Consider the following 25554-nt stretch of genomic DNA (forward strand, 5'->3'; position numbering starts at 1 on the left):
TTTCGTATCCGGTATAAAAATATTTTTATTGTTTATTGTTACCGCTGGGTTGCCTGAATATGAGTTGTATTCAGGCAGTTTTTATTATACCGTTCATAAAATTTCTGTTTGGTGTATACCCATGAATTGTTTACATGATAATCAGAGTTTTGCCTTTGCATCAGATAATTACGCTGGTATACACCCTAAAATTTTACAAGCATTGATGGTGGCTAATGGTGGCCATCAGCCTGCATATGGTGCAGATGTCTACACTATTGCCTTGCGGCAGAAAATAAAACAGTTATTTGGCGAAGAGGCTGAGGCTTTTCCGGTTTTCAATGGTACCGGTGCGAATATTACTGCTCTACAGGCATTACTGCCTCGCTGGGGAGCAGTCATCTGTGCTGATAGTGCACATATTCAGTGTGATGAGGGTGTGGCACCTGAACATATGGCTGGTGTGAAGCTGTTAACTATTGCTACCACTGATGGTAAATTAACACCACAACTGGTTGCAAAACAGGCTTATGGTTTTGGAACAGAACACCGCGCTCAGCCAGCTGTGGTGTATATCAGTCAGACAACTGAACTGGGTACTTGTTACAGTGTGGCTGAAATCCGCGCGCTGGCTGATTACTGTCATCAGCATAATATGAAGCTATATATGGATGGCGCCCGGCTGGCCAATGCACTGGTAGCAGAAAATACGGATGTCAGAACCATGATTGCTGATACAGGTGTGGATATGCTGAATCTGGGCGGTACAAAAAACGGGATGTTACAGGGTGAATGTATTATCAGCATGTGCGCCGATACGCATGCAGCCATGCCGTATTTACGCAAAATCAATGCCCAGCTCGGATCCAAAATGCGATTTATTTCTGCTCAGTTTCTGGCTTGGCTGGAAGATGACTTGTGGCTGAGTTTAGCAGCCAACAGTAATCTTATGGCAGCACGTCTGGCGGCATCACTGGCTGGAATTCAGAATATTACGCTTACCCGCAAAACGCAGGCTAATGCAGTATTCGCTGTTTTGCCAGCTGCCGCCCGCACCCGGCTGCACCAGCTATTTCATTTTTATGACTGGGATGAAGCCAAAGGAGAGGTGCGCTGGATGACTAGTTTTGATACCACTGCTGAACAAGTTGATGCTTTTGTGGCAGCCATCAGACAGGCTGTAGCAAAAACATGAATCCGATTTATCAATATACTACGCTGGCTGCTCCTGCACAGGCCGAATTTAAGGATAAAGGCAGCCGTTTTCTGGCATTTGCCTGGCCGGTACAAAGTGAAGCTGAAATCCGCCAGCATGTGCAAACATTGCGTGAGCAGCATCATAAAGCACGACATTGCTGTTTTGGCTGGCGTCTGGGCGTAGACGGTAACCGTTATCGTGCCAATGATGATGGTGAACCCGCTGGTAGTGCCGGCAGACCAATTCTCGGCCAGATTGATTCTGCGGCCATTACAGATGTTCTGGTGGTAGTAATACGCTATTTTGGTGGTACCTTACTTGGTGTGCCGAGGCTGATTCAGGCCTATAAAACGGCAACAGCTACTGCGATAGCAACCGCTGATAAAATCCGTCTGGATGTATGCCAGCAATTACAGCTTTATTGTGATTATGCACATCTGAGTGAAGCATTGCGCTGGTGCAAGCAGCAGCAGGCGCAAGTATTGCAGCAGGATTTACAGCAGCGCTGCTGCCTGCATGTACGCATACCGCTTGCACAACTGGAAAATGCGCTGGCTGTTTTACGGCAACAGCGGGCAATTGATGTTAAACTGGACTATTGAATAGCGCAGATTATTGCTTAAAGGTACAGATAAAGATTTACAGACAATCTGCGAACCATATTCTGGCGAGGGGAATATATGAAAATACTGGTCATAGGTAGTGGCGGGCGAGAACATGCTCTGGCCTGGCGGCTGGCACAGTCGCCTAAAGTGAGTACAGTGTATGTGGCGCCGGGTAATGCCGGTACTGCTACTGAACCGAAACTGCACAATATTGCAATAAGCGATCATCAGCAACTGATTGCATTTTGTCGTGAACAGCAGGTTACGTTTACAGTAGTTGGACCAGAAGCACCACTGGCCGCCGGAATTGTGGATGATTTCACTGCTGCGGGTCTGGCTATTTTTGGCCCGAGCCGGTATTGTGCCCAACTGGAAAGTTCCAAGGATTTTGCCAAAGCATTTATGGCCAGAGAGGGAATTCCTACAGCAGCCTATCAGACTTTCACAGATGCCGATGCTGCACATCAGTATGTTAATCAAAAAGGTGCTCCTATTGTGATTAAAGCAGATGGTCTGGCTGCGGGCAAAGGCGTAATCGTAGCCATGACACTGGTAGAAGCTCATCAGGCAATAGACGATATGCTGCTGGGCAACGCCATGGGCGCAGCCGGAGCCAGAGTGGTTATTGAGGAATTTTTACAGGGAGAAGAGGCCAGTTTTATTGTAATGGTAGATGGTGAACATGTTTTACCTATGGCTACCAGTCAGGATCACAAGCGTTTACTCGACTACGATAAAGGACCTAATACTGGCGGAATGGGAGCTTATTCACCTGCACCGGTGGTGTCCCCGATTGTGCATCAACGGGTCATGGATGAAATCATTCTGCCTGTGGTAAAAGCCATGCAGGCTGCTGGCCATCCTTATCGCGGTTTTCTGTATGCAGGTCTGATGATTGATGCAACTGGTGCTCCGTATACTATCGAATTTAACTGTCGTTTTGGTGATCCGGAAACACAGCCGGTTATGTGCCGCTTACAAAGTGATCTGGTGGAGCTGATACAGGCAGCACTGGCTGGCGAACTTAATACGGTAACCGCGAGCTGGAGTAGTCAGACTGCTGTTGGTGTAGTATTGGCTGCCGCCGGTTATCCACAGGCACCCCGCAAAGGTGATGTGATTTCCGGTGTGGTTACTGCCAATCAAACAGGTAAAGTATTTCATGCCGGTACGGCACTAAATTCCCGCCATGAGCTGATTACTAATGGTGGGCGGGTACTGTGTGTAGTGGGTCTGGGCACTGATGTGAATGCAGCACAGAAACAGGCTTATGCTGCTTTGGAACCAATACATTTTGAAGGGATGCAATACCGGCATGATATCGGAGCAAAAGCGCAGAAATCAGCAGATGGCTGAACAGACCATCAGCAGCTGTATTTACAGTTTTGCCAACTCATTTAAATTATTGATTCTTGGCTATTATAAATTTAAGCATTAATGAAATGGATTGTGGATAATATTTTATGTAGCGGTACAGACTACAAGCAGAATAATACAAGATAAAATTACTGGCCATGCTGGTATATCTGGCTGCTGAGCAAAAAAACGGATACGATTATGCAATTGTTTAGCAGCTTCCGATAAAAGGTAGGTTTATCATTTCTTTAATAGCCTGCCTGATTCTGTTTACCTATCCAGTTTTTCAGCTTATTTATCTGTTCAGGTAAACTTATTGAACGCCGAACCATTCAGGGAGAGATTATCGGCAGACTGATAGCCGTAAAAAATATACACAGTTTTATTTTATTCAATGTCTTGCAGGCACTTCTCCTTGTATATTGTGTGGATAGTTGTGAATAACACGGTTATAATCATCAGCTTTCTGGTACGGCTGTGCCAAGGATATTAACGGCTATACTAAAAATTCTTTATGCGGATATGATGTAGTGGTAGCATAACTGCTTCCCAAGCAGTTCGGGCGGGTTCGAATCCCGTTATCCGCTCCAGCAGGCTTAAAACCATTGCTGAGCACAGAATAAATAGCTGTAAACTGAATCCAACAAAAGTATCCCCATCAATCTTAGCTGAATGGATACTGCATTGACATAGATATACACATGGATAAAACTTACGCTATGAAGGCAAGGTTGCAGTGTGTTTATCACAGATTAATTATCTGCTAAGGCAAAATAGATTTTTTTGGCAGAACAACATTTTGATGCAGAAGTAATTGCTGGCTTTAGTGGCTATTAATGCAGGACGAGGCGGATTGCTTACAGTTCATTAGAAAGTAATCTTCTAAAACCTCATATGGCGTTTTGCCCGGAATCGCTTTATGCAGTTTAACACTAATTAGTTGCTAATAAACCGCTTAAATTTTGGTTTCCTGTCTTTGCAATACTGAAATATTTACTGATTAGCCATCTGCATTTATGCCTGCGTCCCTGTTCAGCTTGATTACTCGTCTGTGAACAGGCGGGCTTGTTATATTCAGCCTTATTTGATGGTTATCACATATTTTTAACAAGCTGGTATTTTCATATTCTCTGATGCACATGTTCAATATCTGAATGAATACATTCAATAACATCAGGCTAAAACATCATGTGCAAAACCTGCGCTAAGCTAAATTGAAATAGAGCGGAGTCAATACCTGCGTATCGTTTGCGCCAGAAATCAGCAATCGCGACAAATAACTATTTTCTGCCCAATTACTTTATCTCAGTATTAAGTAAAGGCTGAGGTTTGGTGTATATTACATTTTGTCCGGACAAATGGTGTTATAGCACTTAATTAGCCGTCTTAATTTATTTCCAATGGCTTTCAACTTTAACCAGACATTTGAGCGCATAGTTTTATAGCGTCCATTCTAATTGGCAGTGCGGCTGTACATTACTATAGATTTAATATGTATTAATCCACTATTGCCCGAACAGGCAGATAAAACGGTCTGCTTGAACTACTGTGAATATATTAACAATATCCTGTTTACTTAATTCACTGTTAATGCTAATGATAATAGACATAAGCTAAGTTATTTAGCATATTGTCGCTTTTATAATACATCTAATTCCGGATAAGCAGATGATACATTAGTGATGTAAATACTGGTTCTAATTCTAAAATATATATAATATTTTGTTTATAAAAAAAATTTATTTTAGGCCAGATTAAGTGGCCGTTGAGCCAGTTAAACAGCCGTACTCAGTTAACTACAATTATACAAATATTTATGTTATATTACTTAATAATTTACCTTAAAATTTAACGAATTTTTAAGTTATCCGGATATTTTTGATAAACGCATGATTTTAAAAAATTAGGAGTAAACCAATTGAATAAAATATATCGTGCGATATGGAATGAGACCACTCAGACTTGGGTGGCTGCTTCCGAATTGGCTAAAAGTAAAACCAAAGCAAATACAGTTTCTGCCCAGACCTCAGTACGATCGCTGGTAGGTAAAATCAGCTTGAATACCTTTAAAGTAGGCGTGATTACGTCGTTAGTAAACATGTCTTTGGCTATTCCAAATGCTTATGCTGCAGATCGGTTGAATGTGAATGGTTATAACATATGGGGTAACGCTGGACAGGTCAGTGTCAATGCAGTTATTCTGCAGGGAGATGATAATGTTTGTGGTCATGACATTGTTGCAGGTCGTAGTAGTAGTCTTTTTGGTCTTTCAGCTCTGGAAGAATATAAACGGTTTGCACAAAATTACGCCTCTGTTATAGGCAACAAAACCTATACTCCATACGGTGAAACCACTAAAGTAGAAATTTGGTCGGCAATTGGTATTACCTCTGGCAATTCAGGTTATCAGTCAAACAATACTACTGGTGGAGCGAATGAAGGCAATGGAAGGGCATATGGTGTTAATTCATTTGTTTATGGCTGTGGTTCTTACGCTACGGGTAATCATAGTCTCGCTTTCGGTGCTAATGCCACAAGCATAGCCGGCGGTGCTCAGGCGTTTGGTGTAGCTGCACTGGCTAGTGGACGTGCTTCCAATGCTATCGGTGTGTCATCACAGGCTACAGGTGTATCTGCTGTTGCCTTAGGTTCTGTAGCTAATGCTGATGGAGTGGGCAGCGTTGCTCTTGGCTTGCAGTCAAATGCAGCTGTAGATGGAGCTGTAGCAGTTGGGGTGCAATCACAGGCTGATGGGAACTCCGCTGTAGCCATCGGTAATAGCAATGTGGCTGCTGCAAAGGAAAGTATCAGTATTGGCTCCGGTAATGCGGTTTCGGGAGAGGGGTCAATCGCTGTGGGCAACTCGGGGGCAGCGACCAAGTTCAATTCTGCTGACGGTCTGCAAGCTGCTGGGGCATCAGATTATACCCGTATTACAGGAAACTATACCCTGTCTTTGGGTAACAGTAATTCTGGTGCTGATACTAATTCTGATATTACAGCTGCCAATACCACTATATTCGGAAATAATAATCACATTAATCATGCTATTGTTAATGCACATATTATAGGTAACAACAATGCAGTGGATGTTGCTGCAGACGCTAACGGTAGTAGCACAATAGTAATTGGTAATAATGTCAATGTCAGCGCAAATGATACTCTGGCGCTGGGTAACAATACCACTGTCAATGGTATTGGCGCAATTGCGGTGGGAAATCAAGCCAAAGCCACGGCTAATGGTGCGGTTGCTCTGGGTAACGGCTCGCTTGCAGATAGAACTGAAAATACAGCTGGCTATAACCCTGATACTGATTCGGACGCAGGCACACCAGTATGGAAAAGTACCTCTGGTGCTGTAACAGTAGGAAACTCGGAACGAGATATTACACGTCAGATAACAGATGTTGCAGCCGGTACACAGGATACCGATGCCATCAATGTTGCCCAGTTAAAGAATCTGTCTTCTTCTGTTTCAGGCAGTGTGAGTAGCTTGTCTACAAGCCTTGAGGCTGCTCTGCCTCCAATTAATACTGCTATTGAAAGTGTTTCCTCTTCAGTATTTGATAACATAACTGAAATTGATCGCATAATAAATTCTACTTCATCAGATACCAATGAAAAATTAGGAAAGATAAGCACAAATATCTCTGACTTGGAAACTTCTTCTGCTACAGATATTGATTCATTAAAACAGGTTGCATTGCTGTATACAGATGGTGCTTATAATGTTGGTTCTTCCGACAACAGAGATCAGCATAAAATAATCAATGTGGCTGCTCCTGCGCAGCTTTCTGCTGATTCTACCGATATGGTTAATGGCGGGCAGTTGTATACAACAAATTCTGTCTTGAGTAGTTTGTCATCCACAATACATAATGGTCTTAATATCCTCAATATAGACGCGGATAAATTGGAGTCATCCGTTAGTAACTCAGTGGACGCCATAAATGAAGGAATAAATAAATTAGCCTCAAGTAATAATGGCATCAGCAAGTTGCAGCAAACAATACTGGCATGGGATAATAAAGAAGCATTCGTTTCCAGCGACGAAAAGAAAATAACCGGTGTGGACGATGGCAATATTGGCAGCATAGATTCTACTGATGCTGTAACTGGTAAACAATTACGTGCTACTAACACGCTGGTTAATAAGGTGAAACAAGACGTCAATGACAGTTTAACTAAGAATGAGATTGCAGTTAAAGATCTGGAATTAAATGCAAAAGAGCAATTGACGGCAAGTTTCGACAATTACAAAGCATTGTCTACTTCAGTTTCAACAGGTATCAGCCAGATAACCCGTGATGCATTTTTGTATAATGATACTAAAGGAGTATATGAAGCAGATACGAATAAGCCCCTGCAAAAAATCAGCAATGTAGCAGAGGGTGACGCAATCCCAGGATCTTCTGATGCGATTACTGGCGGACAGTTATATAAAACAAACGTCAGTCTATCAACTTTGTCTTTTTCTATTTCTACCCAATTGTCTTCTATAACCAAGGGTCGTGGTGATCTTTCAACTGGAGCAAGTACTGATCTTAGCAGTTTATCTACTACAATATCCACAAGTCTGGATAACTTAACGAGCTCAACTTCTTCATCATTAAAGACGCTAAATAGTAATCTGCAGGGATTGTCATCTTCTACATCTACTGCTATTAGTAATTTGCGGGAAAATACTATACTGCGGGATGAGGCAGATTCGAAATTTCATGCCACTCATCATGGTGTGGCGCAGAAAATCACCGGTGTTGCTCCGGCCGATATAAGTAATCCCAATTCAACGGATATGGTTAATGGCGCGCAGTTGTATACCACTAATTCGAATATTACCAGCCTGTCCAGTACGGTTAGCAGTAGTTTCAGCAGTTTATCTAATTCACTATCTGCGTCAGTTCACCAGCAGCTGACACAAGTATCGACCAACCTGAATGTAGTTAACGATAAAATATCTGCTTTGCAAACTGATGCTCTGCAATGGAATGAAAATGCTCAGGCATACAGTGCTAGACATGATCATGATGGTAAAGTTGAAGACCAGAAAATTACTCATGTTCAGGCCGGTGATATTGCCAGCTTGACATCAACTGATGCAGTAACCGGTGGCCAGTACTATGATCTGAATACTTCAATAGATACTCGCGTAGGCGAGCTTAAAACATCTGCCCTAAGTTCGGTTGGTGATGTTAATAAAGATATCTCCACTTTACAGCGACAAATGTTGCGGCTGGCCGGTGACAGTTTTAATGCTCAGCGGGTTGAACAAAACCAGAAAATAACTGGTGTTGCCAAAGCTACTTTGAATAGTGCATCAACGGATGCTGTCAATGGAGCACTACTTTATTCTACAAGTGTATCTTTGAGCACATTAGCAGATTCAGCTGCAAGTCATCTGTCTGATCTGCATTTACAGTTACAGCAGAATTCTGACGATACACTGCAAAGCGGGACAAACCTTGTAAATAGCCTTAATACTAGTATTGATGCTTTACAGAAGGAAGTAATGCAGTGGAATGGCTCAGATAAAGCATACAGTGCCAAACATGGTATTGATGGAAAACAGAGAATTACCAATGTAGCTGCTGGCAATATCGCACCGGGCTCAACTGATGCGATAATTGCTGCCCAGATTCACTCATTCTCCCTTTCTACTGCTTCAGCAATAGAGGAAGTAAATCAAGAATTAAATGGTGTATCCGCAAGCGAAATTAGGAAACTGGCAGCTGCTATTGAAAACGGTCTTAAAACGCCTAACAGCAATATAGCAACATTAAAGCAAAATGCATTGCAATGGAATAGCTCTCTGAAAGCCTATGATGCCAGCCATGGCGTAGCAGGCGGAAAGGAAAAAATTACCAATGTAGCTGTTGGCAATATCGCACCAGGTTCTACTGATGCAGTGACTGGTGGTCAGTTATCTAAAACTAATGCTGATATCATACGTCTGAGTGCGACAGTTGACACAAATTTGGGTGGGCTTTCTAGCGATATAAATAATCATCTTAATGCTGAAAAGAACAAGCTGAGCAATTCTATTACTGCTGGTATCAATCAACTGGCAAATAGTATAAATCTTGAGATACAGGAAGCTGATTCCAGTATCGAGACTCTGAAACAGACTGCATTGCAGTGGAATGGTAGCGCTTATGATGCCAGCCATGGTCAGGTAGGCGGCAAAAATAAAATCACTAATGTCGACCAAGGTAATGTACATGACAAATCTACCGATGCCGTAATTGGTGATCAGTTAGTCCGCACCAATACCAGTGTTGCCTCTCTATCTACCAGTTTGGATAGCGGATTGAGTAGTTTATCCAGCTCAGTTGCTTCAAATCTGACTAATTTTTCAAGTAATTTTAATAATTCACTGACTAATAAGTTGGATTCTTTCTCGATGGCTATCGACTCTAGTCTGGCTGCTACGGATGCTAGTTTGAGTACCATTAAGCAAAATGCATTACTGTGGAATAGTAGTTTCTATGATGCCAGCGATGCTAATGGCAATAAGGCGCGCATTACTAATGTGGAAGCAGGCCGTATGGCAGCAGATTCTACTGATGCCATCAACGGCAGCCAGCTCTTCAGCCTGTCCAACTCTACTTCAACCGGACTGAGCAGTTTATCGACTAACCTGAGTAATATTACCAACAATCAGGTGGGTAGTCTGTCGAGCACGGTTTCTATCAGCCTCAGTACTGTAAACAGCCATGTATCCAGTTTATCTGTTGGCTTGAGTACAACTGATATCAATGTAGCTGCATTGCAGCAGAATGCATTGCAATGGAACAGTGTAAGAGGTGTTTATGATGCAACGCGCAATGGCAGTGCTCAGAAACTGACTGGTATTATTGGTGGCGATATTCGTGCGGATTCAAGTGATGCTATTAACGGCGCCCAGATGCACAGTCTGTCAACACTGACACAGACAGGTCTGAACAGTACCAGCACCGGTTTGAGCAGTCTGTCACAGTCTACTTCATCTGGTCTGAATATAGTAAATACCCGTCTGGATAGTCTGTCGACTGTCACTCAGACAGGGTTGTCCAGCACCAGTACCGGACTGAGCAGCCTATCTTCCGGACTGAGCAGCACTAAACAGGATCTGGCTACTTTGCAGGCTAATGCCTTGCAATGGAATGGCGGTGTTTACGATGCCAGCCATGGCGGCAGTGCACAGCGCATTACCAATGTAGCAGCTGGTTATGTTACTGCGGATTCCACTGATGCCATCAACGGCAGCCAGTTCTTCAGCCTGTCCAACTCTACTTCAACCGGACTGAGCAGTTTGTCGACTAATCTGAGTGCTGTTACTGACAACCGGCTGGGAGGTCTATCCAGCATCGTTGCTGATGGTTTCAGTACGGTAACCGGTAACGTATCCAAACTGTCTACCAGCCTGAGTACAACTAACAGCAATATCATCTTGTTGCAGCAAAATGCATTGCAGAGAAACAGAATAAGTGGTGATTTTGATGCAAGACGTGATGATAATGATCAGAATTTGACCGGTATTGCGGCTGGAGACATTAATGCTACTTCAAGTGATGCTATTAACGCTACGCAGATGCACAGTCTGTCAACACTGACGCAGGCTGGTCTGAACAGTACCAGCACCGGTTTGAGCAGTCTGTCATCATCTACTGTGTCTGGTCTGAATGCAGCAAATACCCGTCTGGATAGTCTGTCGACTGTCACTCAGGCAGGGCTGGTTAGTGTCAGCACTGGTTTGAGCAGTCTATCGTTGTCAACAACAACCGATCTGAACAACTTAACGGCCAGTCTGAGCGCCACTAATCAGAATCTGACTTCATTACAGCAGAATGCCTTGCAATGGAACAGCTCTCTGAATGCCTATGATGCCAGCCATAATGGTGTAGCACAGCGCATTAGTAATGTGGCAGCGGGCCGTATGGCAGCAGATTCTACTGATGCTATCAATGGCAGCCAGCTCTTCAGCCTGTCCAGCTCTACTTCAACAGGCCTGAACAGTTTGTCAACAGTAATTTCGACAACAGTGATTTCCGAAATCAACAACATCAGTAGCTCCATATCGACCGGATACGATAGTCTGTCAATTAGTCTGAGTACAGCCAAAGACGGTCTGGATAAGCTGACAAGTAGTACGAGTGCCAGTCTGAGCAGTTTGTCTACTGCAAGTCAGGAAGTTCGTAAAGAGGTTGATTATCTGAAAGAGAACACCCTGCAATGGAATAATGATGAAGGCGGATTTGATGCCGGAAAACCAAATAATCTGACTCGTGCCCCCATTTATCGCAAGATTATTAATGTGGAAGGTGGTGATATTGTAGAGGGTTCGCATGAAGTAGTAGTGGGCGGACAGTTGTTTACTGTGAAAAGTGATCTGGCCAGCTTATCTACCGCCACTTCATCCAGCCTGTCTTCATTAGGTAAGGATTTAGGTGATCTTATCAATAAAGAAAATGCCTTGCTATGGAATGGCAGTGCTTACGATGCCCGCCATCGCGGCATTACCAATGTGGCAGATGGCAATATCGCACAAAATTCTACCGATGCAGTTAATGGTAAACAGCTGTGGAAAGTGGAAAACGATCTGAAGAATCTGTCTACAACGGTAAACAATTTACCTACAGGCAATATTTCACACGATGCTCTGATCAGCCTGTCAACTTCAATTAGCAGTAGTATTAACTCAATAGCATCAGCACTGGGTACGCCTAATTCAGTAAGTGGTGGTATTGTGACGCCAAGCTACAGTACTTCTGCTACTGATGGAACCGATAAGACAGCAAAAAGTGTAGCTGAGGCGCTGAATAATATACACAATGATGGTACGAAGTATGCCAAGATTAATTCTGCAAAAGCAGCATCAGCGGCTCGGGGTAATGATTCGATAGCTATAGGCGGAGCTTCACTGGCCAGTGGTACAGCAGCCATTGCGATAGGTAATGATGCACGTGCGTCAGAAACCAATGCTGTTGCGCTAGGCAACGGTGCACAGGTAAAACAAGCCGGAGGTGTTGCACTGGGAGCCGGATCAGTAGCGGATAGGGTAGCCGGAAAAGAAGGTTATATTCCGGTAACGGCAACGCAGCAGCAGGCAGACGCAATCCGTAAAACGAAGAGTCGTAACTACGGCGCGGTATCGGTAGGTGATGCATCGAGAGAAGAATACCGTCAGATAACCGGAGTTGCGGCAGGTACTGCGGACACAGATGCTGTGAATGTGGCTCAGCTTAAGGGTGTGGATAATCAGGTTAGCAAAATAAATGAATATGTTAACCAGTTAAATGACAATATTCACCATGTTGAGCGTCGTGCCTATTCAGGTACGGCAATGGCCATGGCATTGTCTGGTGCTTATCTGCCATCTGTAGGTGCTGGCGAACAGACTGTAGGTATCGGTGTGGGTGCATACCGTAGCTATGGTGCCGTTGGTATAAACTATAAGGCCGCAAGTAAAGACGGCAAAATTACATGGGGTGCAGGTGTTTCCACCACCGGTAAGGAAGCAGCTATTAACTCCGTAATCGGCTTTAAGTGGTAAAAAAATAGCTGAGTAGACTTCTGGTCTTCCTTCTGTGAAGTCCAGAAGTCTTATTTGTTTATCAGTAATAGCATTATTACTAAGAATACGGATTAATATGCGCATCGGTATTTCTGTTATCACTCATGCTAACCAGAATATCTGGGAAAATGGCATGAGTCAGAATATTATATTTTTGGCTCAAAGTCTGAAGGCTATCTCATTTGTTAAATCAGTTGATTTGATTAATGTGGGCGGGCAGCCGGGTATGGCTGAACAAGTTGATTTAAATTTATTTGATTTGCGTTTGATGTCGGAGCAGGAGGCGGGCGATGCTTTCGATGTCATTATTGAACTGGCAGGCGCATTAAATCCACAATGGCTGGCTTTACAGCGGACTCGCGGGAAAAAGGTGGTGTTTTATTGTGTCGGCCAGCCTTATGTAGGGTTGGTGGAATATAATATATTTGAAAAATCGACCAATTTTCCGCCAGTAGACCGTTCTGATGAGGTATGGCTGTTACCAAAAGATAAGGCTTATATTCCTATGCTGCGTACGATGTATCGCTGTCCGGTACATGTTACGCCATATCTGTGGGATTCGATGTTTGTATCCAAACGCAAACAGGAAATTGGTGAGCTTGGTTTCCATTTTGGCTGGCGCAGCAATTTGCATGATGGCGTTAAAACACCTTTGAATGTAGCCATTTTTGAGCCCAATATTTCCGTTGTAAAAACTTCATCCATTCCGATGCTGGCCTGTGATGAGGCTTATCGCCAACAGCCACAGTCAATAGGTATGATGCATGTGCTCAATACGCTGCATATGAAAGAACATCTGACTATGCTGTATCTGGCTAATTCGCTGAATCTGGTTAAGGAGCACAAAGCCTGTTTTTATGGCCGCCATGATATAGCTGGATTTATGGCGCAGCATGCGAATGCTGTGGTATCACATCAGTGGTGTAATGACCAGAATTATCTGTATCTGGATGCGCTGTATGGTGATTATCCGCTGATTCACAATTCGCCGTGGTTAAAAGAGTTTGATGCTGGCTATTATTATCCGGATTTTGATGCACCTGAAGCGGGCAGACAACTGACTCTGGCCTGGCAGCACCATGAGGAAAATCTGGATAGTCAGCGTCAGGCCTCGCAGGCATTATTTAAAGCTACTGCGCCTTTAGCTGAAGCTAATATCGCTGCCCATGCACAACTGTTGTCTAATCTGTGTGCTGATCGTCCAGAATTATTAAGAGGTTAATTCATGTCGTCTGTGTCTTCACTTCGTGTAGGTGTTTCGATTTATGTGCGTAAAGGAGCACAGTCGCTGTGGGAAAACGGCATTTTCCAAAATTGTCTGTTTCTGGCGATGTTATTACAAAAATCACCGATTGTTGATAATGTGGTACTGGTAGCAGGCTCCGGCGATGGTGATATGCAGGATGCAATGAATTTTCTGCAGGATTCACCGGTGCCGGTAATTGATATGGCCAGTGCCATAAATGAGCTGGATGTCATGATTGAAATGAGTGCCCAGCTGGCCAAGGAATGGATGATAGATTTCAAGGCCAAAGGTGGTAAAGTTGTTAGTATGCGGGTAGGTAATGATTATGTGATTGATATTGAACGTATGCTGTTCGATAAACCATCTGCTTTGCTGATTACGGGTGCGCCATATGATGAGGTTTGGACACTACCGGAATACGAAAAAACCTGTATGCCATATTTCTCCAGTACATTTCGTGCGCCGGTAAGGATTATGCCTCATTTATGGAGTCCGGTTATTCTGAATCGCGCCTGTGAAAAATTACCAGAGGGCGAACAGTTTGGATATCAGCCTGGTCGCAAACGCTGGCGTATTGGTATATTCGAACCTAATATGTGTATGGTGAAAACCAGTTATATGCCTATGCTGGTCTGTGAAAGTGCGCATCGGCTGAATCCGGATTTTATTGAGCATATTTATGCTTGTAATACGTTGAATCTGAAAAAACAGAATACTTTCAATCTGTTTGCTCAAAGTTTGGATATTATTCGGCATGGCTTAACTTCGTTTGAAGGTCGTTATCCAATCTGGCAGGTTGTATCCAGTTATTGTGAAGCGATTGTTTGCCATCAATGGGAAAATGCGCAGAATTATATTTATTATGAAGCTTTGTATGGTGGCTATCCGCTGATTCATAATTCACACTTGATTGGTGATTGCGGATATCGCTATCATGATTTTGACTGTGAAGAAGGTGGGCAGTCATTAGCAGATGCATATAAAATGCATGATGAAAATCTTGCCAGTTACCGTGAACAGGCAAATATTTTTCTGGCTACGCTAGATCCTGAAGCAGAATGTAACGTCCGCAGTTATACTGAAGCACTTGAGTCGTTGTTTAAAGCCTAGATACGCTAATTGTGCTTACTCTTTAGTATAATGTATACATAAAACCAGCCAGCAATAAAACATTTCTATTGAAATTATGAATTTATCTAATGCTCCGAATTTAGTTTCCAGCCATAGTCAGGACGTTACGCCAGCACGTTTGCGTATTGGGATTACCATTGGTTTGGGCCACCCTAAAGAAACGTTGTGGAATAATGGCATAAAACAGAATGCTGTTTTTCTCGCTGATGCACTGAAAAATTGCTCTAATGTAAGCTCTGTGGTGCTGGTAAATACAACTGATGTGCCGATTACATCAGGTTTGCCATGGGATTTGGAGATATGGCCGACTAAAAGTTTTGTTGAAGCTAAAGATCAGATTGATGTGTTAATTGAGCTTGGTGGACAGATTAATGCTGAGCAGACGGCCTACATTAAGGACAGGGGCGTACGCCTGATTTCTTATTGCTGTGGTTTTGAATATATCCATATGATGGAAGCAGTTTTGTTTTCCCGTGATATGGGTGGTGGTAATCTGTTCATTAACCAGCGTTATGATGATATCTGGATGATTCCACAGGTTGCCAATTGCAGTCGGGCGTATTTTGAGGTATTTCGTCGCCATGAGGCACGTGTGGTACCGTTTGTATGGAGTCCGGTATTTCTGCTTCAGAAAACCGCAGCCATGCCATTTGAGGGCATATGGCAGCAGCCGGATTCGTGCAAGGGCTGGCGCTTGTCGATAATGGAACCGAATATTGATGTGGTGAAGTTCTGTCTGTACCCGATTCTGATTGCTGAAATGGCGTATCGTAGTGAACCGGAAGCCATTAGTATTCTGCAGGTTTGCAATACTTTGCCGATGGCGCAAAAATCGATGGAATTCATTGCGCTGATGAATCAGCTGGATATTGTGAAGAATCACAAGTCGGTATTTCTGGGTCGTTATGATACGCCAACATTTCTGGCTACCAATACTGATGCGGTGATTTCTCATCAGTGGGAAAATCCGCTTAACTATTTTTATCTGGAAGTGTGCTGGCAGGGTTATCCTCTGATTCACAATGCCGAGCTGATTTCAGATCTGGGTTATTATTATGCTGGCAATGATGTGCAGGCAGGTGCCAAACAGTTGCTTGCAGTGATGAGCAATCATGCCTATAACGCAGCTCAATATATGTATGATCAGCGGCAGCAGATCGCCCGCTTCCTGCCGAATAATTCTGATCTGGTGGCCAGCTATTCTGCTTTGCTGGCAGAAGTAGTGGCCAGACCATTACGCTAATTGCTATTATTTTTTACGCATAAAAGTATTGATGTTATCCTCCAGCATGGTGCAGATACGCTGTATGGCTTCTTCGCTGCCCCATGCCATATGCGGAGTAACAATCAGATTAGGTAGCTGAGCATGTAGTAATGGATTACCATGTACGGGTGGTTCTTCGCTCAATACATCTACGCCTGCTCCGCCTAACTGGCCATACTTCAATGCGGCTACTAAAGCCTGTTCTGCTACCAGACCACCACGTCCGACATTAATCAGTATGGCCTGTGGTTTCATCATTTTTAATTCTGCTTCATCAATCAGATTACGGGTTTGTTCATTCAGTGGGCAATGCAGGGATATGACGTCGGCTTCCTGTATGAGCTGGGTAAATGGTGTGTAACCATGACGGCAGTTGGCGGCATTTTTGTGTTCTCCCCAGAGAATACGCATTCCGAAAGCCTGAGCACGCTCTGCTAATGCCTGCCCGATGCCTCCTTTGCCGAAAATACCCAGTGTTTTACCATTCAGATCACGCATAGGAGCTCCAAAATGACAGAAAAACGGGCTGTTTTGCCATAATCCAGCCGCTACATCGCGCTGGTAGGCGGGTAGCTGACGCATTAAAGCTAGAATCAGCATCATTGCATGTTCGGCAACGGTATCGTTACCGTAGCCACGGACATTGCGGATGTCTATATTACGTTGTTGTGCTGCCTGCTGATCAATGTGATCCAGACCGGTAGCGGGTACAGCAATTAATTGCAGTTGTGGACTATTGTTGATGGCATCTGCATTAATACGTACTTTGTTGGATACAACAATATTGGCCTGAGCGATTCGGGCAGCTACCTGATCCGGACTGCTGTGGCTGTAGTTGGTGATGTGATGGGGAAAATCAAAGTTAAATGGAAATTCGGGTAGGGTGGCTCGATCCAGAAAAACAATTTCGCAAGTATTCATGTTGTCTCCTGATAAATGAAATGATTGTTATAGACAATAACATGCATGGGTTATGTGTCTGTGTTACAGTGTACGCTAATTTGTTAGCCAAGGATGTATGAGTATGAATTTGGTGATTGAAGACTTGCAGCAAGGTAGTGGCCGGGAAGCTGTAAAGGGTAAGGAAATTACGGTACATTATACTGGTATGCTGGAAGATGGTACGGTGTTTGATTCCAGTGTTAGCCGGCAGCAGCCGTTCACATTTACTTTGGGTGCTGGTTTGGTGATTGCTGGCTGGGATGAAGGTTTTGAGGGGATGAAGGTTGGCGGTAAACGTAAGCTGACTATTCCGCCACATATGGCCTATGGCCGCCGTGGTGCTGGCGGAGTGATTCCGCCTGATGCTACGCTGATTTTTGATGTGGAATTATTGCAGGTTGATGATTGATTTGCAGTTGTGTGCAGGTTTTGTTCAGGCAGCTGTTTCAGGCTGCCTGAACTGTTTTGATGAGCTGGGGTTTTGATGATGGAGAATAATCCGACTATTGTTGCAATTGCAACTGCGCCTGGGCGCGGTGGTGTGGGGGTAGTGCGTTTATCCGGTAAAAATCTACTGCCTCTGGCACAAAAATTAAGTGGTGGCAAAACGCCTGTACCACGTAGGGCGATGTATACGGATTTTGTTGATGAGCAGGATGCGGCTATTGATAATGGTTTGCTGCTGTATTTTGCTGCACCGGCCAGTTTTACTGGTGAGGATGTGATTGAGTTACAGGGACATGGCGGGCCGGTGGTATTACAGATGTTATTGCAACGCTGTCTGCAACTTGGTGCGCGGCTGGCTGAGCCGGGGGAATTCACTAAACGTGCTTTTTTAAATAATAAGCTGGATCTGGCACAAGCTGAAAGTGTGGCAGATTTGATTGATGCTTCTAGTCAGTCAGCAGCACGTATGGCGGTACGCAGTCTGAAAGGGGCTTTTTCGCAGGAAATTCACCGGCTGGTAGATGAGCTGATTACTTTGCGGATGCTGGTAGAGGCAACTTTGGATTTTCCGGAGGAAGATATTGATTTTTTGCAGGCCGCAGATGCCAGCGGCAAGCTGGATCAGTTACGCAGCCAGTTGGATAAGGTGTTGCTGCATGCACAACAGGGCGCGCTGTTGCGTGAAGGTATGAATGTGGTGCTGGTAGGAGCACCCAATGTTGGTAAGTCGAGTCTGCTCAATGCGCTGGCTGGTGATGATGTGGCAATTGTTACTGATATTGCTGGCACGACGCGGGATATGGTAAGGGAACAGATTACGCTGGATGGTGTACCGGTACATATTATTGATACAGCCGGTTTGCGGGAAACTGAGGATGTGGTTGAACGTATTGGTATTGAACGCAGTCAGCAGGCGATACAGCAGGCAGATGTGGCGCTGGTACTGGTTGACCGGCGTGAAGGTATTAATGCCACTACAGCGGCGATTTTGGCGCAGTTGCCAGCTGGTTTACGCAAGATTGAGGTGCATAATAAGATTGATTTAACTGGGGAAGCTGCGGCAAGTGTTTCACGTGAAACCGGTGTGCTACAGGCGTTTACAGATGCCGGGCAGGTGATTGCTCTGTCTGCCAGAACGGGTACTGGTCTTGAGTTGCTGCGTCAGGCGTTGTTGCAGCAGGTAGGCTGGCAGGGGGAAAGTGAAGGGCTGTTTCTGGCACGAACACGGCATATTCAGGCACTTGAACAGGCTCAGCAGGAGCTGGTGAATGCCAGTATGTGTCAGGATAATCAGATTGAGTTATTCGCAGAACATTTGCGTCTGGCACAAAATGCATTAAATGAAATTACTGGTGAGTTTAGTGCCGATGATTTGCTGGGGGTGATTTTCAGCCGCTTCTGTATTGGTAAGTAAATTTTTATCCTTTTGCCGGAAGGTGGTTGTTTGCTGGTAGTACTAATTATTGTTTTTATATGAATACAATAATTGCTCTACTGATAAAGTGAAAAGATTAATTGTTGCGGATAGTCTGTTCCAAAAAATTATAAGTATAAAAAGGATAAAGTCTATCCAACACTTTTAATCAGCTACAGTGGATCGCTTATATATTCAGAATCCATACTGATTAAGGTTGTTGATATTTATCAGTCTGATTAAATTTTCTGGCGTTTAGGGATAACTATATTTGTTATCCACACAATGACTATTACTAAGTTTCTGGCTAATTTACGGGGGTGCTCAAGTTTCAATGATCAATATGGCAATTTTCAATAGATGGTGGAGCAACAGCTAAGTGGCAAAATCAGTAGAATATAAAATATTCTGGTTGTAGCAGGTCTGCTGGTGAAGCATTGGTGATGCTGCCTGCTGATAATATGAATCCATATTGATAAGGCATATTGAGTAAGGGTTATTTTGGGCAGAAGTAGTATCAGTAAGATTATTTCTTCAGGGCGCTATTTTATTTTTATGCGGGTTATTATTCTGAATAAAATGCCAATATTAATGCATACGATTTTTCAGGGATAAAATCAATTTAACTCTAAAAAAAGTAGATGAATCAGGTAAGGCATGGTTGTGATAATAAACCCGGCAGGGAGTGCGAATCAGGCTACAGCGGCTGTAGAAGGGCAAATCTTGGTAGGGTCTGGCCATTGAGTGTTATGGTTTCGATAAACATGCTTTTGGGGCGTACCCATGTTGAGTAATCACCATACAGACACTGGTAGATAACCAGTTCTTCTTCGGTTTCGCTATGGCGTGCCGTTCCGATAACCTGATACAGCTTGCCTTTGTAATGCTGGTAAATGCCACGTTGCATATATGTTTCCTGCGCTGGGTGAATGCAGCCGATGTGTTATGGCTGCGGGTGATATAACTAAAATCTCTTTGATTACAACTCGGTATTCTTTTGGCTATTTGCTGATTAATTATACAATGTTTTGAATGAATTATAACAAGATGCCATATTAAGGAATACTGTAGATGAATAATGACCCACGTGCCAGAATGCCTGATGCGCCATTGTCTGACAATGAGCGCCTGAAAGGTGAAAGTAATTATTTGTATGGTGAGATTGCTGCTGATTTAGATGATGGAATTACCGGTGGGTTTAATGGTGATGATTTCCAGCTGATTCGCTTTCATGGCATGTATGAGCAGGATGACCGTGATGTACGTGCGCAGCGACAGGCTGCTAAGCTGGAGCCGTTGAAAAATGTGATGATGCGCTGTCGCCTGCCCGGCGGAATTATTACGCCGAAACAGTGGCTGGGAATTGATGAATTTGCTACTGCACATACGCTGTATGGCAGTATTCGCCTGACTACGCGCCAGACTTTTCAATTTCACGGGGTGCTGAAACATGATATCAAGCCGATGCATCAGTGGCTGCATCAGCTGGGGCTGGATTCGATTGCTACGGCTGGTGATATTAACCGTAATGTTTTGTGTACCAGTAATCCGGTTGAAAGCAGTCTGCATCGGGAGGCTTATGAATGGGCATGCAGGATTTCTGAGCATTTATTGCCACGGACACATGCTTATGCTGATATCTGGCTGGACGGGGAAAAGGTGCTCAGCTCGGAACAGGCTGCGCCTTTGTCGGAGGGTGGCAGTGATGATGAGGTAGAACCGATTAATGGCAAAACTTACTTACCACGCAAATTTAAAACTGCGCTGGTTATTCCGCCACTGAATGATGTGGACTTACACGCCAATGATTTGAATTTTGTAGCCATTGGCGAAGCCGGCCGACTGGTTGGCTTTAATGTGCTGGTGGGTGGTGGTTTGTCTATCGATCATGGTAATCAGCGTACGTTTCCTAATACAGCCAAGGATTTTGGTTTTATTCCGGCAGAGCAGGTACTGCGCTGTGCTGAGGCGGTGGTGACAACGCAGCGTGACTGGGGTAACCGTAGTGATCGTAAGAATGCGCGCACACGTTATACTTTGCAGCGTGTGGGGGTAGATGTATTTAAGGAGGAGGTTGAGCGGCGGCAGGGCTTTAAATTCGCAGCCAGCCGTGCTTATGAATTATCTGAACGCGGTGATCGCATTGGCTGGGTACACGGTGAAGATGGCTGCTGGCATCTGACTTTGTTTATTGAGAATGGGCGTTTGCTTGATTATCCGGATCGGCCGCTGAAAACAGGTATGCGTGAGCTGGCCAGAATTCATAAGGGTGATTTCCGGCTGACTGCCAATCAGAATGTGATTGTGGCTGGTGTTCTGCCTGAAGATAGGGATGAAATTGAACGGGTTGCGCGGAAATTCAGGTTGATTGATGATGGGATTACGGAGCAGCGCAAAAACAGTATGGCCTGTGTTGCTTTTCCAACCTGTCCGCTGGCGATGGCTGAATCTGAACGTTTTTTGTCTGGCTTTATTGATCAGGTTGATATGTTAATGGCGCAATATGGTCTGGCGCAGGAGCATATTATCCTGCGTGTTACAGGCTGTCCGAATAATTGTGGCCGTGCATTACTGGCTGAAATTGGGCTGATTGGTAAGGCAATCGGCCGCTACAATCTGTATGTCGGTGGTAATCGTGCCGGTACGCGTATTCCTCGTCTGTTCCGTGAGAATATTACGGTTGATGAGGTGCTGGTTATCTTGCAGCAGTGGATTGCACGCTGGGCACAGGAACGTAATTCTGCTGAAGCTTTTGGTGATTTTGCTATTCGTGTCGGTATTGTCAAACCGGTGCTGGATGCTGCTGTTGATTTCTGGGATGCAGACAAGGTGTCTGTATGAGGAATTAGTCTGGGGAATTGTGTTACTGGGTTCGAAGTAAATGGTCTGGATAGCTAAATGGCTGATTCAGACCATTTTAATATTGATATTTTTAATTTATGGCTTCGGGCTGGCATAGAGCTGGTCAAATATGCCGCCATCACTGAAAAAACGTTGTTGAGCTGCTGTCCACCCACCAAATTCTTTATCAATGCTAACCAGTTGCAGACTGGGAAACTGATGGCGGTATTCGGCCAAGATTTTGGGATTAACCGGCCGGAAATAGCTTTGCGCAATCAGTCGTTGTGCGCTGTCGCTGTATAAGTGTTGCAGATAGGCATTGGCCAGTCTGCGCTTGTTGGGGGTGGTCATATTGCTATCAACTACTGCTACCGGAGGTTCGCACAGAATAGACAAGGATGGGGTAATGATTTCAAATTCGTCTGGCGCCTGTTTGAGTGCCAGTCTGGCTTCATTTTCCCATGTCAGTAATACATCACCTAGCTGGCGATGAGTAAAGGTAATGGTTGCAGCACGCGCGCCGGTATCCATCATGGGTACGTGCTGGAGCAGGGTGCGCAAAAATGCCTGAGCACTGGTATCGTTACCGCCGGGCTGGTGTCTGGCCCAAGCCCATGCAGCCAGAAAATTCCAGCGCGCTCCGCCTGATGTTTTTGGATTGGCGGTAATGATCTGGATATTGTTCTGAATCAGGTCTCCCCAGTCATGGATGTTTTTGGGGTTACCTTTGCGCACCAGAAAGACGATGGTAGAGGTATAGGGGGTGCTGTTATGGGGTAAACGCTGTTGCCAGTTCGGTTGCAGTAATGCTTTTTTGCCATGATTCAGGGCATTGATGTCGCCGGCCAGTGCCAGTGTTACAACATCAGCTTTCAGGCCGTTTTGCACGGCAATAGCTTGTTTGCCGGAACCACCATTGGACTGGCGAATATGAATTTTCTGTCCGGTTTGCTGATACCAGTAGTGCTGAAAATCTGTATTGTAGTGTTGGTATAGCTCGCGTGTGGCATCGTAAGAAGCATTGAGCAGGGTTGTTTTATTATGATTGCTATCACATGCTGCTAAGCCTGCCAATATTGTCAGTAACAGGCGATGGTACCGAAATATGTTCATACCAGTTTTTTGTTTGTAGACGAATGTTTTAATGTAGCAATGCTGGTGTGAGGATGGAAATACTGTTTTTTTGTTTCTTTATAACTAAAAACTAGGTGCTGTTTTGGCTGGATATCCAAGTGCAGGTGCGGCGGATTTGAAAAAGTTCGCCGGGGCTGTTATAAACCGCTTTTGATTTTAATCTGTTTGATTGAGAAAGTTACATGAAGAGCCAGAATGCAGAGCTTGCAGCTGATAGAAAGCTGTTGACACGGGAAGATGTGCGTACTTTTATGCTGTCATCCTTTGGTGGCGCGCTGGAGTTTTATGATTTTGTGATTTATGTTTTTTATGCCAAGGTACTGTCTGAACTGTTTTTTCCGGCTGGGTTAAATCCGTTCTGGGCGATGCTCAATACCTATGGTATTTTTGCTGCTGGCTATCTATTCCGCCCGCTGGGTGGCATTGTGATGGCACATTTTGGTGATTTGCTTGGTCGTAAACGGTTGTTTGCATTGTCTATTATGATGATGGCGCTGCCGACGCTGTTTCTGGGGCTGATGCCTACTTTTGCTACTATCGGCTATGCTGCACCAATATTGTTGTTGCTATTACGCATGATACAGGGCGTGGCGATTGGTGGCGAAATTCCGGCAGCTTGGACTTTTGTATCCGAACATGTGCCTGAAAAACATGTGGGTATGGCCAATGGCTTTCTCACCGCAGGTCTGTCGCTGGGCATTTTACTCGGCTCACTGATTGCGCAGGTGATGGCAAAACATTTCAGTAATGCTGAGATTTTGGAGGGTGCATGGCGTATTCCCTTTATTCTGGGCGGTTTGTTTGGCTTGCTGACTTTGTATTTACGCAGTTATCTGCGTGAAACACCGGTTTTCAAGGCCATGCAGCAACGTAAGGAGTTAGCAACGGAGATGCCGGTTAAAATGCTGATTAAACAGCATAAAAGTGCTGTTGTGATTGGTATGCTGCTCACTTGGTTTCTAACAGGCTGTGTGATGGTGATTCTGCTGGCCATGCCGCAATTATTAACTGGCAGCTTTGGTTTTTCCAGTACTCAGGCATTTGAAATGCAGAGTATGGCTATTGTGATGCAAATGCTTGGCTGTGTGACGTATGGTTTACTTGCCGACCGTATAGGTACGGGGCGGATACTGATTGGCGGGATTGCGTTTACTGCTTTGATGGCTGCGGTATTTTATCCGGCTCTGGGGCAGTACGGTGAGGGTATGATTTTTGCTCTGTATATGCTGCTGGGGCTGGCTACTGGTGTGGCCGGTATTGTTTCTGCGGCCATGATCAGGATGTTTCCGCCAGCTATTCGCTTTACGGGTATTTCTTTTTCATATAATGTGGCTTATGCGGTCGTTGGCGCTTTAACGCTGCCACTGGTGCAATGGTTAAGCAGCTTTAGTCCGATTGGCGGCATGTATTATATTTTGCCTTTATGTGTACTGGGGTTGCTGACTGCTTGTGTATTTCAGTGCCGTTATCAGCGCTGATGCAGTAGCCGCCACAAAAAACTGCTTTATCCACAGTGTTTGCTGCACTGGGATAAAGCAGTTTTTTTATCTACAATCAGGCGTTACCTGCGTTAGCCTGTTCAGCCTGATACATTGCTTCGAAGTTGATCGGAGCCAGCATGACAGGTGGGAAGCCAGAGCGGGTAATGGTATTGGATACGGTTTCACGTGCGTATGGGAACAGAATGTTTGGTGCAGCCACGGCCAGCAACATTTCCACGTCATCTTCAGGAATATTGGCGATACGGAAAATACCGCTTTGTGCCACTTCGTTCAGGAATAGAACACGTTCTTCGGTCATTTTGGCCGTAACGGTTACGGTTACGGTTACATTATAAAATTCATCTTCCAGTTTTTCAGCGGCAGAAGTTACGCGCATTTCGATTTGTGGCTCGCCATTTTCCAGGAAGATTTGTGGTGCATGTGGTACTTCTAGTGACAAATCTTTCAGGTAAACTTTTTCAATGCTGAATACCGGTTGTTGTGTAGTTTGTTCTGTTGCTTCTTCTTTTTTGCTCATGCTTTTTCTTTCAACAATGGAATAAAGGTTAATGCTGCAGATTAATCCAGCAATGCTGGACGAATGAGAAAAAATAGTTCGTGTTTAGCCTGCCAGCAGTGCGTCTAGTTTACCTGCTTGGTTCAATGCATTCAAATCGTCAAAGCCGCCAACGTGTACTTCACCAATATAAATCTGCGGTACAGTGCGACGGCCAGTACGCTGCATCATCTGTTCACGGGTTTGTGGGTCGGTATCAATGCGGATTTCATTGATATCGGTATCGGTTACACCTTTCTGCTTGAGTAATGCTTTGGCCATCTGGCAATAAGGGCATACACCTGTGGTATATATGGTAATCGGTTGCATTGCAGTTTCCTTGTGTATGTACAGATAGAATAGAGTAGCATACCGCGAACTGGCAATACTGAACAGGCGTATGCTTT

General features: G+C 44.4%; 16 protein-coding genes and 1 tRNA gene. 12 read left to right on the forward strand and 5 right to left on the reverse strand.

All coding sequences use genetic code 11. From position 1 onward, the window contains the following. Positions 1-121 precede the first annotated feature (121 nt). The 8 genes from J6578_RS03930 to J6578_RS03965 all read left to right on the forward strand — a co-directional run bounded on the left by J6578_RS03930 (position 122) and on the right by J6578_RS03965 (position 16311). Positions 122-1174, forward strand: a complete 1053-nt coding sequence (locus tag J6578_RS03930) for a threonine aldolase family protein (RefSeq protein ID WP_287953942.1) — start codon at positions 122-124, stop codon at positions 1172-1174. Continuing rightward, positions 1171-1779 (forward strand): IMPACT family protein, encoded by a 609-nt coding sequence (locus J6578_RS03935; RefSeq protein WP_100150916.1) that lies wholly within the window; start codon positions 1171-1173, stop codon positions 1777-1779. The genes J6578_RS03930 and J6578_RS03935 overlap by 4 nt, the downstream gene beginning before the upstream one ends. Positions 1780-1857: 78 nt before the next feature. Next, positions 1858-3138 carry a phosphoribosylamine--glycine ligase gene (gene purD / locus J6578_RS03940; protein ID WP_287953943.1) on the forward strand — a complete coding sequence of 427 codons (1281 nt, stop codon included), beginning with the start codon at positions 1858-1860 and terminating at the stop codon, positions 3136-3138. 516 nt (positions 3139-3654) lie between these two features. After that, positions 3655-3728: transfer RNA gene (locus tag J6578_RS03945), tRNA-Gly, on the forward strand. A 1328-nt stretch (positions 3729-5056) separates the two neighbouring features. Further along, complete coding sequence (locus J6578_RS03950; protein WP_287953944.1) at positions 5057-12670, forward strand: ESPR-type extended signal peptide-containing protein; 7614 nt, start codon at positions 5057-5059, stop codon at positions 12668-12670. A 97-nt stretch (positions 12671-12767) separates the two neighbouring features. After that, positions 12768-13913 (forward strand): DUF2827 domain-containing protein, encoded by a 1146-nt coding sequence (locus tag J6578_RS03955; RefSeq protein ID WP_287953945.1) that lies wholly within the window; start codon positions 12768-12770, stop codon positions 13911-13913. 3 nt (positions 13914-13916) lie between these two features. Beyond that, positions 13917-15047, forward strand: a complete 1131-nt coding sequence (locus J6578_RS03960; RefSeq protein WP_287953946.1) for a DUF2827 domain-containing protein — start codon at positions 13917-13919, stop codon at positions 15045-15047. A gap of 76 nt (positions 15048-15123) precedes the next feature. Then, complete coding sequence (locus J6578_RS03965) at positions 15124-16311, forward strand: DUF2827 domain-containing protein (RefSeq protein WP_287953947.1); 1188 nt, start codon at positions 15124-15126, stop codon at positions 16309-16311. Between the two features lie 6 nt (positions 16312-16317). Here J6578_RS03965 and J6578_RS03970 read toward each other — a convergent pair whose 3' ends face one another. Continuing rightward, a complete protein-coding gene (locus J6578_RS03970) occupies positions 16318-17253 on the reverse strand; it encodes a D-2-hydroxyacid dehydrogenase (protein ID WP_100150919.1) in 936 nt (311 codons plus the stop codon). Positions 17254-17356: 103 nt separating this feature from the next. Between J6578_RS03970 and J6578_RS03975 the strand changes: the two genes are divergently transcribed. Both J6578_RS03975 and mnmE read left to right on the forward strand, forming a co-directional pair. Then, positions 17357-17683, forward strand: a complete 327-nt coding sequence (locus J6578_RS03975) for an FKBP-type peptidyl-prolyl cis-trans isomerase (RefSeq protein ID WP_093093408.1) — start codon at positions 17357-17359, stop codon at positions 17681-17683. Positions 17684-17758: 75 nt separating this feature from the next. Next, entirely contained in the window at positions 17759-19135 is a 1377-nt protein-coding gene (gene mnmE, locus J6578_RS03980) for a tRNA uridine-5-carboxymethylaminomethyl(34) synthesis GTPase MnmE (protein WP_239349724.1), read from the forward strand. A gap of 697 nt (positions 19136-19832) precedes the next feature. Here the strand turns inward: mnmE and J6578_RS03985 are convergent. Next, the gene (locus J6578_RS03985) at positions 19833-20042 is read right to left on the reverse strand and encodes a DUF1653 domain-containing protein (protein ID WP_093093403.1); all 210 of its coding nucleotides are present in this window, start codon (positions 20040-20042) and stop codon (positions 19833-19835) included. 164 nt (positions 20043-20206) lie between these two features. On the opposite strand from J6578_RS03985, the gene cysI reads away from it, so the two are divergent. After that, positions 20207-21976 (forward strand): assimilatory sulfite reductase (NADPH) hemoprotein subunit, encoded by a 1770-nt coding sequence (gene cysI / locus J6578_RS03990; protein ID WP_287953948.1) that lies wholly within the window; start codon positions 20207-20209, stop codon positions 21974-21976. Positions 21977-22072: 96 nt separating this feature from the next. Here the strand turns inward: cysI and J6578_RS03995 are convergent, their stop codons facing one another. After that, positions 22073-23089, reverse strand: a complete 1017-nt coding sequence (locus J6578_RS03995) for a sulfate ABC transporter substrate-binding protein (RefSeq protein WP_239363635.1) — start codon at positions 23087-23089, stop codon at positions 22073-22075. A gap of 203 nt (positions 23090-23292) precedes the next feature. On the opposite strand from J6578_RS03995, the gene J6578_RS04000 reads away from it, so the two are divergent. Beyond that, the gene (locus J6578_RS04000; RefSeq protein WP_093093399.1) at positions 23293-24588 is read left to right on the forward strand and encodes an MFS transporter; all 1296 of its coding nucleotides are present in this window, start codon (positions 23293-23295) and stop codon (positions 24586-24588) included. Positions 24589-24664: 76 nt separating this feature from the next. Here J6578_RS04000 and secB read toward each other — a convergent pair whose 3' ends face one another. Together secB and grxC are read right to left on the reverse strand one after the other, a co-directional pair. Continuing rightward, complete coding sequence (gene secB, locus J6578_RS04005) at positions 24665-25129, reverse strand: protein-export chaperone SecB (protein ID WP_093093397.1); 465 nt, start codon at positions 25127-25129, stop codon at positions 24665-24667. Between the two features lie 84 nt (positions 25130-25213). Then, positions 25214-25477: a glutaredoxin 3 gene (grxC, locus tag J6578_RS04010; protein ID WP_093093395.1), complete on the reverse strand. Its 264-nt coding sequence runs from the start codon at positions 25475-25477 to the stop codon at positions 25214-25216. Between the last annotated feature and the right edge of the window lie 77 nt (positions 25478-25554).

This window comes from Snodgrassella sp., assembly GCF_024103505.1.
GTDB classification, from domain to species: Bacteria; Pseudomonadota; Gammaproteobacteria; order Burkholderiales; family Neisseriaceae; genus Snodgrassella; species Snodgrassella communis.